Here is an 11,656-nt window from a genome sequence, read left to right on the forward strand (position 1 = left end):
TAATACCACAATAATTTTATAATATTGAAAATGCTATTTCATTTTCTTCAGGGTTTTCCTGAGATATTTTTCAACATTTTCTCTGTCAGGAACCGTAGTGATTTCTTTGCTTAAAGCCAATTCAAATTCATTTTTAGCCTTAGAATATTGTCTGGTATGATAATAATATTTCCCGGCCTGGTAATACACCAGCCAGAAATCGGGGTTCAGTGACTGGTAATGAGGAAAAAAATCATCTTTGACCGCTATTTCTCCATCGACAGCTTTACCGACTTCTGCGCTCATCAGTTTATACTGTTCATAATTCTGAAATTCCCGGGTTTTTAAAAACGGATCTTCAGGAATGTTTAATTCAGATTTTGAAAACTGTCCGTTTTTTAGTCTTTTATCCGAAAAAATCTCATTGAGGTCGTAGCAGACGAATTCGCCCAGCTGATAAGGATTGGCGGAAACCCACACCAGTCTTTTCTGAGGAGAAAAAATCACGGCATGATGGGCCAAAAGCTGATTAATGGCCTTTTCATTGCCATACCCGATCTTTTCTCTTTTCAGCCCTGATTTATCTCTTAAAATAGCGGCCATCTTTTCAGGATTCAGCTTTTTGTTTTCCTGCAAAAGCTCCTGCAGTTTTTCGTAGCGGTATTCGGAATGGCTTTCCAGGATATGTTTCTGATTTCTCTTGTCATTTTTATAAGCCTCCGACTGGAAATGATTGGTACAGAAAATCCTCGCGCTGTTTTCAACCCGGTATACGCCGAAATTATCCGGCGAAACTTCGATAATCGCGGCATTTTTATCATTCGCACTTCCAACCAGAATGGATTCCGAGACAAAAACTTTTCTTTTTTTGGCAATGGCAATGGCTTCATCGATATTTCTGGCATATTGGAGAATTTCACGCGTCACAAGTGAAATAGGCGTTTTGGCCGTCAGCGGAATTTTAGACTTTCCCGCATTGATGGTCACGGTAATCCCTTCTTTATTCATCCCCGAAACAACGCCTATCATCCCAGGCCAGCTTACGGACATATAAGGAATCCCATCCTCCGGTTCTACAAACTCAATAAATTTATTCTTAGCAAAATCATCACCGACGTAAAAATCGAAATTCCGGCCGATAAGAAGATCGCCGTCTTCGGTATTTTCGTTCCAGACGGCAAGCGACGTACAGCCGACAATCATCAGGTCCTGCATCGCATGACCGATGTCGTGCGCACCGTGCAGGTAAAGATTCCTCAGATATTTCGGGGCGATAAAATCGTATTCATCCGACGAGTACTGTGACAGCCCGTACAACTCTGCCTGGTAATCCTCACGTACATTCAGGTACATCTTCCTGTTGTACCATTTCAGAAAGCCCCGTAAAAGATTTTGTTTAAATTTTGAGGGAACAAAAGTCTCTACTTTCGAGAAGAAGATTTTCTCCTGCTTCTGCATCAGGCTTTGGGTCAATGCCCCGTTATTATAGCCCAGCTGCAAAGGATTTCCTTTAATATATAATTCCCAGATTTTCTGCTTGTTTTTGGTTAAATAATTTTCACGAAAACTAAATGTCGAATCATTAACCTTATTCACTTTCGGAATGTCAAGCGCATATTGTCTGATTTCCGGAAGATGCCGGACGGATTTTCTTGTACCGCAGGAAATAAGGCTGAGATTCAGGATAAGGCTGAAAAATAATATCCAATAAGAACAGCTGCCTGCAATAACTTTATTTTTCACCTTTGTTCTTATTAATCAGTTGTGTTAATCTTTCATCAATCACTTCTTTTCCAATGATTTCCGCGCATGTATTGAATGCACCGATGGTACAGCCCAAAATGCCGTGCATATTTACGGACTGGCCTGTCAGGAACAAATTGTCGATTTTCGTTCTCGGGGAAACCATTGTTTTCAGCGGATTTTCCGAACTCTTCATATACCCATACATATTTCCGTCGGCACTGCCAATGTAATCGCGATAAGACAGCGGCGAAGAAGTATATATCCTCTTGATGGATGTTCTCAGATCAGGAATTTTCTTCTCCAGGGCGGCAATCATTTTTTCAGCCTTTTCAAGTTTGAATTGTTCATAGGCTTCTCCCCGGTCCTGCTCTTCCGCTACCGTATTGAATGTATCTTGCCATTTTTTTACTTCTTCAAAATCCATATAGGAAATGGCGGTCAGGCTTTCGGCGAAATCCGGGTCGTGTTTAGATTGCGTCGAGGACAGCATATAGGTTTCCGGCCAGGCATCTTTATCATAACGATGGGCATTCCATACCGATTCTTCACTGGAAAAATGGTAAACATTATAATTAAAATTCTGAACCGTCCGGGGTTTTAAAACGAGATACACACTGAAACAGGAAGAAACCGGTTCCCAGCTTTTAATTCTGTTTAAGAAAGATTTTTTCAGCCGGTCTTCCCCGATCAGCCTGATGGCAGAACGAATCTCAATATTGGAGATAAACTTTTCAGCAAAATATTCTTTTCCGGCCTTTGTACGTACTCCGGCCAGTATATTTCCGTCATTAAATATAAATTCCGAAACTTCAGAATGTTTATGCACTTCCACCCCATGTTCACGAAGCCTCTTAATCAGTAATTTTGAAATCTGGCTGCCTCCTTTCACACACTTGTAAGCGCTCTGAATGTAAGAATTTACCGTAAGGGCATGTACATAAAAAGGAACATTTTCAGAATCTCCGGCGTATAAAAAGTTAGATCCCAGTAAAACCGACTGAAGTTTCCTGTTCGGGGTAATGGATTCGATAAACCGTTTGGTATTGAGGTGCAGGACTTCTTCATTATAATTGTCTTTCCCTACCAGGTTATATCTCGGGAACTGGCCGCATACCCTTTGGATTTCTTCACAGTAATTCTGCAGGTTTTCCCTTTCGTCAGGAAAATGCTGAACCAGCTGCTCTACAAAATTATCGTAGCCCTGCGCATGAGGATATTCGGTTTTATAATTCCCGAAAGTAATTTTATCATACCCATTCGGCTCCATCTGCTGAAGCTGAAGGTCATCCCTAATACCGAGGTAGGAAAAATACCGATGAAGGTTCTGGCCTTCGGAAAGCCCGCCCAGGTAATGAACACCGGTATCAAAAATCAGTTTGTCGCGGGAAAAGGTCTGGAGGTTTCCGCCATATTGGTTATTTTTCTCTAAGACACAGACTTTCAGGCCTTCTTTGGCGAGCACCAGCGCCGAAACAAGACCTCCCAATCCGCTGCCAATTACCAGTATGTCGAATTCTTTTTTCAAGGAGAAAAGCTGTGTTTAGTGATTTTGAATTAAATTTCTCAATCACTTTGATGTTGCGTTAAATATTAGTTTTATTTGGGGTAAAAGTAGGAAAATTAATCAATATCATCCCAAAAATCAAAATAATTGAACCATTGGAGCGGATATTTTCTGATCATGGATTCCAGATTCTGGGTATAGGAATTGAGAAGACCCTGGGCATCCCGTTTTTTTACATTTTGAGCAACTCTGGCGTACAGGTGGTAATGAAGATTTTTTTCTTTCATTACATACACATACACCACCGGAACACCCAGTCTTGAAGCGATAAGGAAAGGACCCGCCGGGAATTTTGCCGTTCTTCCGAGCAACTCGCCTTCCAGAAATTTGGAACCCTCGAAATACCGGTCGCCGGTAAAGCAGATCAGTTCATTTTTAGACAGTGCCTCATTGATCTCGAAAATATGGGACATATCTTCTTTTACATAAATAAATTTAATGCTGCTCTGTTTTACGGAAACACTTTCCAGATATTCTTTAATGACCGTAACTTCCTGATCGGTGGTAACCAGATTGATCTGGCAATCGAAATCGATATCGGCAAAGAAATGTTCCGCGATCTCAAAGTTTCCGATGTGGGCACTGATGAGAACGCCGCCTTTTTTTTCCGCTAAAAGGTTTCGGAGGTTTTCAATTCCGTCGAATTCGTAGGTATATTTATTTCTGAGTCCTGCGGAAATGGCCGTTTTATCAATTAAAACCGTTCCGAAGGTGAAATAATTTTTAAACAACGAGAGTTTTGTTTTCCAGTAGCCGTATTTCAGTCTTTCCCGGAAGTAATACCGGTAATATGTGTTGCTCCTTTTTTCGAATACGAAATAGTAGAATGCAACGAAATACAGTACAGCGTATGAACTCCGGATCCCGATATTTCTAATGCACCAGACAAAAATCCTGTACCCCAGGATCGTCCCCTTAGATTTACCTTTCCATTTGTTCATAGCATTGTTTTCATAATGTACCAATATACACAATGTACCAGTTTAACAATTATTCAATGAAGCATTGGTAAATTGTTATATTATTACATTTTTACATTAATATATTATTTATTCTTTTCTGTGATTTTGTTTTCAATGGTCGTGTAGAAATCATCGAACGTAACCATCTTTTTAAAGTCTGCTTCGCCTAATTTCACCCCGAAATTAGATTCGATTACAACAACCATATCAATATAATCCAGGCTGTCCAGCCCAAGCGTTGTTTTTAAGTTTGCCTCGTTGCTGATCTCATCGCCGTCCACCTCAAATTCATTGACCAAAAAATCATTAACGATCGCAACAATTTTCTCCCTTTCCATGTTTTTAATTAAATTTTTTAACGATTAATGCGGAGTTGGTTCCCCCAAATCCGAAAGAATTCGACAAAAATACGTCAATTTTTTGACTTTTTGTTTCGGCGACCAGATTTATCTTTTTCGCCTCATCATCAGGATGTTCCAGATTGATATTCGGGGCAATAAAGCCGTTCTGCATCATCAGGATTGAGTAGATCACTTCACTGGCGCCGGCCATCCAGCATTCGTGCCCTGTCATGGATTTTGTAGAACTTACCGGAACCTCCCCACCGAAAATTTCGAAAATTGCTTTGGCTTCATTGGCATCACCAATCGGTGTGGAAGTGGCATGGGCATTAATGTAATCAATATCTTCTGCTGTGAAGCCCGATTGTTTCAGCGCTCTTTCCATCGCCAGTGCCGGCCCGTCTACATTCGGGGTGGATATATGTCCGCCGTTTGATGAAAATCCGTAGCCTACGATTTCTGCGATAATATTCGCTCCTCTTTTTTGTGCGGACTCTAAGCTTTCAACGATTAAGGTCGCTGCCCCGCCGCTCGGAATCAGGCCGTCCCTTCCCGAGTCGAAAGGTCTTGAAGCTTTCGTCGGTTCGTCTTCCCGCACAGAGAAAACACCAAGCCCGTCAAAGCTCGCCATGGAATATTTATTGGTTTCCTGCGCTCCTCCGCAGACGATCATCTCCTGGAAACCGTTTTTAATCATCATAAAAGCCAATCCCAAGGAATGAGAACCGCTTGCGCAGGCAGCACTGATGGTCAGATTAATCCCTCTCAGTTTAAAAATCGTGGAAAGATTCATCGTTACCGTAGAGTTCATCGATTTGAAAATCGCTCCCGAACCCATCAGCGTCGTATCTTTTTTCTCTCTGGCAATATCGATGGATTCCACCACTGCCTGAGAAACACTGTCGTTTCCATATAAAATTCCGACTTCGTGGTTATCTAAAAAATCCTGGTCTATTCCTGCCTGTCTCAGAGCATCTAAAGTAGCGATATAGGCATACTCGCTCTCTTCCCCCATACTTACACGCTGCCGGCGGTTCAGAAGATTCTTCAGATCCGGCTTCGGGACAACGCCCGTTAATCCCGACCTGAAACCGAATTCTTTTCTTTCATCCACTAAAAATATACCGGATTTCCCCTGAAATAAAGATTCCTTTACCTCTTCCAAAGAAGTTCCGATGCAGGAATAAATTCCCATTCCGGTAATGACAACCCTGTTTTCCATTTAAAATTCAAGATTTTAGGTTGCAGATTTTAGGTTGCAGCTATTCCCTGCCATCTTATATCTGCTGCCTGATTTTTATGAATAAATTCCTCCGTTAATATTAATGATTTCGCCGGTAATATAAGATGACTTTTTAGAAGCTAAAAATGCCACCAGATCTGCTACTTCTTCCGCCTCGCCGAATCGATTGGCAGGAATCATTGCCTTTAATTCATCTTCGTTAAACTCCTGCGTCATATCCGTTTTGATAAATCCGGGTGCTACGGCATTTACCGTAATGTTTCTTTTCGCCACTTCCTGCGCCAGGGCCTTTGTAGCGCCTACCACAGCTCCTTTTGCCGCAGAATAATTGGTCTGTCCGGCCGTTCCTTTCACGCCGGAAACAGAAACCATGTTGATGATTCTTCCGTATTTATTGCGCAACAGCTTTTGGATAAAGAAATTCGTCACATTGAAAAAACCATTTAAACTTGTGTTAATCACTGCGTTCCAATCTTCACTCGGCATCCACATGAAAAGTCCGTCTCTCGTAATCCCGGCATTATTTACAATCACCTCAACGATCGCCTGCGGATTATTTTCCTGCCACTGCGTTAACACCTGCTGTGTTTCTTCGGCATTGCCGACATCAAATTTCAGGATCTCTCCCGTAGCACCCCATGCTTCTACCTTGGAAAGCGTTTCTTTTGCCGCAGCTTCATTGGAAGTATAATTAATCAGCAGATGGTAATTTTTCTCTTCTGCCAGTTTGATACAGATAGCTCTTCCAATTCCCCTGGAGCCGCCTGTGATGATTGCACATTTCATGTGTTGCGTATGTTAGTTTTAGTTTTTAATATATTTTCTTCTTTTATGACAATGTATATAAGCCTGAAGTTACATACTTTTAAGATATTTTTTTACATTTTCCAGGTACGGATACATTACCATGTCACTGGAGAACGCAGGAATAATCTTTCTTATCTCGTCATACAGTTCTTTTGTCGCCGATGAGATTTTATCCTGAAAACCAAGATATTCGATAGCCTGAACGATAGTAATGGCTTCAATCGTCAAAACTTCAAAAGCATTGTCAATCACTTTTCTGCAGATGACGGCCGCATTGGTTCCCATGCTTACAATATCCTGATTATCATTGTTATTCGGTATGCTGTGCACATACATTGGGTTGGAAAGCATCTGGCTTTCTGCAGTAGTAGAAGTAGCGGTAAACTGCACGCCCTGCATTCCGAAATTGAAGCCCAGTTTCCCGAGATTCACAAACGGAGGCAAAATCTCGTTGATTTTAGAGTTTAAAAGATAGTTCAGTTGTCTTTCCGCCAGCATTGTGAGTTTCGTCACCACGATTTTCAGCTTGTCCATTTCCAGCGAAATATAATCCCCGTGGAAATTTCCACCGTGGTAAACATGCTGATCCTCAACATTAATGATCGGATTATCATTTGCTGAGTTGATCTCATTTTCTAATACTTTCTCAGTGTATTCCAACGTATCCAGAACAGGCCCTAAAATCTGCGGAACACATCGTAAGGAGTAATATTCCTGGACTTTTTCTTTGAAGACTTTTTCCTGTTCTTCAAAGTGTGTATATAAATGATCGGCTCTTTTCCGGATCAGCTTGCTGTCGGACAAATGAGCACGCATTTTAGCGGCAATCTTCTGCTGACCTTCATGAAGCTTGGTTCCGTTCAGCACTTCCGAAAGGTGGTCGTCATAAGCCTGGACAATTTCATTGATCGCACAGGATAATTTTAAAGAAATATCAGTTAACTGATTCGCTTTATGCGCATTAACCGCACCGATTCCGGACATGACAGATGTTCCGTTCATTAAAGCAAGCCCTTCACGGATCTCCACCTGAATCGGTTCAAGGCCTTCTGCAGCGAAAACTTCTTTTGTCGGTTTTCTTTCCCCATTATAAAAAACTTCCCCTTCGCCGATCAATACCAGAGCGAGGTGTGCCAACTGCACAAGGTCACCGCTTGCACCTACCCCGCCGTGTTCAAAGATCAATGGCGTAATATCCCTGTTTATTAATTCTTTAAGTAGATTGACAACCGACTGATGAACCCCTGATTTTCCAAGAGACAACGTATTTAATCTGGCCAGCATACAGGCTTTCGCTTCATCGGCAGGAAGCGGATTTCCAATCCCTGAGGAATGGCTCCGGATCAGGTTGTACTGAAGCTGATGGGTATCTTCATCGCTTATTTTAAACTGAGCCATCGGACCGAACCCCGTATTGACTCCATATATTACTTTATTTTTTGAAAATTCTCTCAGAAACTGAAAACTCTCATCTACTCTGGCAAGAAGCGTTTCATCCAGTTCTATTCTTTCATTCTCAATGATGACTTTTTTAAAGTCGCTCAGTTTTAAAAAGTTGTTTATTTTCATTAATTAAAAGTAATAATATGATAATTTTGTAATTATTAATTAATTGTCATTAATTTTGCGGCAAAGATAGAAGTTATTATTAAAATAAAAAATCAAAGATGAGCAAAGAATTTGTTGACGTTCTTGTAATCGGCGCCGGGCCTTCCGGTTGCGTATCTTCTTCATACTTAAAGAAGAACAACGTCAGCGTAAAAGTTGTTGAAAAAACCAGATTTCCCAGATTAGTGGTCGGGGAAAGCCTGATTCCGCGTGTGATGGATCATTTTGATGAAGCCGGATTATTTCCTGCCCTTGATAAAATGGGGTTTGAAAAGAAATTGGGCGCCCGGTTTTTAAGAGGCAACGAAGTCTGCATTTTTGATTTCAGTAATAAGTTCGGGAAAGGATGGGACTGGACGTGGCAGGTTCCGAGAGCCGATTTTGACAACGTATTGGCTCAGGAAGTCATCAATAAAGGCATCGACCTGGAATTTGAGACCGAAGTGATCGGCATTGAATTCAACGGGACGGATTCCGTGACAACTGTAAGAACCAAAGACGGGGAAGCAAAAGAGATCCATGCCAAATTCGTGATCGATTCCAGCGGCTACGGAAGGGTGCTTCCAAGACTTCTGGATCTTGAAAAGCCCTCCAAACTTTCTCCGCACTCCGCTATTTTTTCCCATGTAAAAGACATCAACCGTGAAGAAGGGACCGAAGGAACTTTAATTTCTTTTGATATTATCGAGACTGAAGTATGGCTTTGGGTAATTCCTTTCTCCAACGGAAATACCAGTGTCGGAATTGTGGGACCTACAGAATACATCGATAAGTTATCCGAAAACGGCGATACGGCGGAAGCTTTAAGAAAAGCGATTTCCCTTTCGGATTATTATGTAAAACGTTTCGGGGATTTGGATTTCCTATTTGAGCCGAAGCACCTGAAAGACTATTCCTGCTCGGTAAAAAAATTATACGGGGACGGATTTGCCTTAACGGGAAATGCATCGGAATTCCTGGATCCGGTTTTCTCTTCAGGAATGGCCTTTGCCACCGAAGGTGGAATGACGGCCGCAAAATTAGCCTTACGGCAGCTGAATGGCGAAAAAGTAGACTGGCAGAAAGAATTTGCAGATTATATCCTATATGGTGTTGATGTTTTCACCACTTATGTAAAAGAGTGGTATACCGGAAATCTCCAGGAACTGTTTTTCCACCAGCCGGAAAATCCGGATGTGAAGCGGAAGATCTGCGCCGTACTGGCGGGTTATGTATGGGACAAAAAGAATACTTTTGTGAGAATACACGATACGGCGATAAAAAATTTAGCCGAATTTATAAAAACGGAAAAGCAAAAGGTATAAAAAAAGGTCTGAGATTTTCAGACCTTTTTTGTTTTATTTTACTGCATTTTTGATCTCTTTTCCGAGATATTTTCCAAGGGACTCGTATGCGCCGGCCACCCTGCCATATTCCATCACAATTTCTTTATTATTGACAAATTTATCGAACTTATCAAATTCCGCCTCTGCTAAAACGTTTTCGGGATTATTGGTTTCAATCAATTTTATTTTCCCGGTGATTTCTGCAGTCATCATAACCATACCTCCATGCCATCCAGGAAAAACCCAATTGGTTTCCAGCAATATGGTGTATTTTGACGATGGACTGTCTTTCTTAAAGCTGATATTTTTATAAGCTTTATTCAGGCCCTTCGTGAAATAATTAATATATTCTTCATCTTTATACCTTTGCCATTCTGCACTCCACTTTTGCCATCCTATTTCGCCTCTTTTAGGATTTGCAATAACATCTTTTTTTCTGTTTTCCAGATATTGCTCTTCTGTGACATTTTCTTTCATCATCAGAACATTATCGAATTTTAACTCCACATTTACATCCGTCTGATCCTTTAAAGCGCTAAAACTTCCGGACTTGATTACTATTCTCTGTGCATTGAGTACCAAAGCGGCCATTAAAGAAAATAGTAAGAATAATTTTTTCATAGTTTATAATTTTAAAGTTTATCGCAAATCTATAAATGCAATGGGCTTCCTGCTGTTCGGATTAAAAACAACTTTAGACAGAACATCAAAGTCAACCATTTCAATCTTCGGGCTTACCCGCAGCTTCGCCCGGAAATGATCTCTTACCTCATTCACAAAATTTTCCGAGTCGCTGTCTGTGCTTATTTTAATGATAATTTCATCAAGACCGATTTCATTCGAGCGGATAACGATCTGATAACACAAAATATTATTAAAATCATTTAAAATATCATTCATGGCCGGCGGATACAGAGTTGTTCCCTTATACTTGATCATGTGTTGTTTCCTGCCGATCACCGGACCCAGCCTCATCGTATTTCTTCCACACGCACAAGGTTCATAATGCGCTTTTACAATATCGCCTGTTTTGAATCTTAATAACGGGATCGCCTCAACGCCTAATGTCGTGATGGTTAATTCTCCGCTTTCTCCCTCTTCTACAGGATTTCCTTCGTCGTCAAGGATTTCGGTAATGATTAATTCCGGATGCTGATGGCCGCCAATCTGATATTCACATTCCGTGAAAGCGGTACTCATCTCCGTAGAAGCATACGTCGAGAACAATTTAATATCCCATTTCTCTTTAATTTTCTGCGACAAAATATTGTCTGTAAAATCCTGATTTTTGATGCTTTCTCCAATACAAACCGCTCCGTAGACACTGGAATTTTTATAATCGATTCCATGTTTTTCGGCGTAATCTATCATTTTCAATAAAAATGACGGAACGGTAATTAAATATTTCGGTTTATATCTGAAAATTGAATCCCATTGTAATTCCGGAATTCCGGGACCCATTCTGACAACGCTGGCGCCCATTTTCCGCAATCCCAAAAAGTAAGCAAGACCGGCCATAAACCTTTTGTCGATGGTGGTAATCATCTGTACCACATCGCCTTTTTGGATTCCCGCGCAGGCAAAAGAAATAGCTTCGTTGTAGGCCAGACGTTCCAGATCGTTATCGGATAATCCGAACGTCACGGGATCACCCAGCGTTCCTGAAGTGGTGCTGTAATCCACGATTTTATCCGGCGTAATGCAGAAAAAATCATCGTTGTTCTGCTGGATATCGTTTTTCGTCGTCGTTGGGATTTTCTGTAAATCTTCCAGCGTCCGGATATCAGCAATTTTTATGTTGTTTTCCGTAAATAGTCTTTGGTAAAAAGGAGAATGTACCTCAAGATACATGAGAAGTTCCTGAAGCTTTTGCTCCTGAAATTTTTTTATTTCCTGAATGCTTGCTTTTTCGATTGATGGATGGAGTTCCAATGGCTGTATTTTAAACGACAAATTTATTTAATTAAAATCAATTTTCCCGTGGAGATTTTAGTTCCAATAGATTTCGTGGATTTTAATGATGATGGACTATTTAATTATAACGTAAACTCAAAGTAGAAATAAGGTATTGCTTTGAAAAA

The 11,656-nt window shown here is 40.9% G+C and carries 10 protein-coding genes; 1 reads left to right on the forward strand and 9 read right to left on the reverse strand.

Annotated elements, in window-relative coordinates:
- Positions 1-33: 33 nt before the first annotated feature.
- The 7 genes from AC0N32_RS00235 to flxA all read right to left on the reverse strand — a co-directional run bounded on the left by AC0N32_RS00235 (position 34) and on the right by flxA (position 8,211).
- Entirely contained in the window at positions 34-1,722 is a 1,689-nt protein-coding gene (locus AC0N32_RS00235; RefSeq protein ID WP_476391875.1) for a C45 family autoproteolytic acyltransferase/hydolase, read from the reverse strand.
- On the reverse strand, positions 1,712-3,250 hold the full coding sequence (locus tag AC0N32_RS00240) for a phytoene desaturase family protein (protein ID WP_476391876.1): 1,539 nt from the start codon (positions 3,248-3,250) through the stop codon (positions 1,712-1,714). The genes AC0N32_RS00235 and AC0N32_RS00240 overlap by 11 nt, the downstream gene beginning before the upstream one ends.
- A 95-nt stretch (positions 3,251-3,345) precedes the next feature.
- Positions 3,346-4,230: an LpxL/LpxP family acyltransferase gene (locus AC0N32_RS00245; protein WP_476391877.1), complete on the reverse strand. Its 885-nt coding sequence runs from the start codon at positions 4,228-4,230 to the stop codon at positions 3,346-3,348.
- 104 nt (positions 4,231-4,334) lie between these two features.
- A complete protein-coding gene (locus AC0N32_RS00250) occupies positions 4,335-4,589 on the reverse strand; it encodes an acyl carrier protein (protein ID WP_476391878.1) in 255 nt (84 codons plus the stop codon).
- A 4-nt stretch (positions 4,590-4,593) separates the two neighbouring features.
- Entirely contained in the window at positions 4,594-5,814 is a 1,221-nt protein-coding gene (locus tag AC0N32_RS00255) for a beta-ketoacyl-[acyl-carrier-protein] synthase family protein (RefSeq protein WP_476391879.1), read from the reverse strand.
- Between the two features lie 75 nt (positions 5,815-5,889).
- A complete protein-coding gene (flxB, locus tag AC0N32_RS00260; RefSeq protein ID WP_476391880.1) occupies positions 5,890-6,621 on the reverse strand; it encodes a flexirubin biosynthesis SDR family reductase FlxB in 732 nt (243 codons plus the stop codon).
- Between the two features lie 69 nt (positions 6,622-6,690).
- The gene (flxA, locus tag AC0N32_RS00265) at positions 6,691-8,211 is read right to left on the reverse strand and encodes a flexirubin biosynthesis tyrosine ammonia-lyase FlxA (protein WP_476391881.1); all 1,521 of its coding nucleotides are present in this window, start codon (positions 8,209-8,211) and stop codon (positions 6,691-6,693) included.
- A 98-nt stretch (positions 8,212-8,309) separates the two neighbouring features.
- Between flxA and AC0N32_RS00270 the strand changes: the two genes are divergently transcribed.
- Positions 8,310-9,554 carry an NAD(P)/FAD-dependent oxidoreductase gene (locus AC0N32_RS00270; protein WP_476391882.1) on the forward strand — a complete coding sequence of 415 codons (1,245 nt, stop codon included), beginning with the start codon at positions 8,310-8,312 and terminating at the stop codon, positions 9,552-9,554.
- A gap of 33 nt (positions 9,555-9,587) precedes the next feature.
- On the opposite strand, the gene AC0N32_RS00275 is transcribed toward AC0N32_RS00270, so the two are convergent.
- Positions 9,588-10,196, reverse strand: coding sequence for a hypothetical protein (locus AC0N32_RS00275; RefSeq protein WP_476391883.1), 609 nt, complete (start codon positions 10,194-10,196; stop codon positions 9,588-9,590).
- A gap of 18 nt (positions 10,197-10,214) precedes the next feature.
- The gene (flxY, locus tag AC0N32_RS00280; protein WP_476391884.1) at positions 10,215-11,507 is read right to left on the reverse strand and encodes a flexirubin biosynthesis putative acyl-CoA ligase FlxY; all 1,293 of its coding nucleotides are present in this window, start codon (positions 11,505-11,507) and stop codon (positions 10,215-10,217) included.
- Positions 11,508-11,656: the final 149 nt, after the last annotated feature.

The sequence above is a fragment of the Chryseobacterium endophyticum genome, from assembly GCF_056333165.1.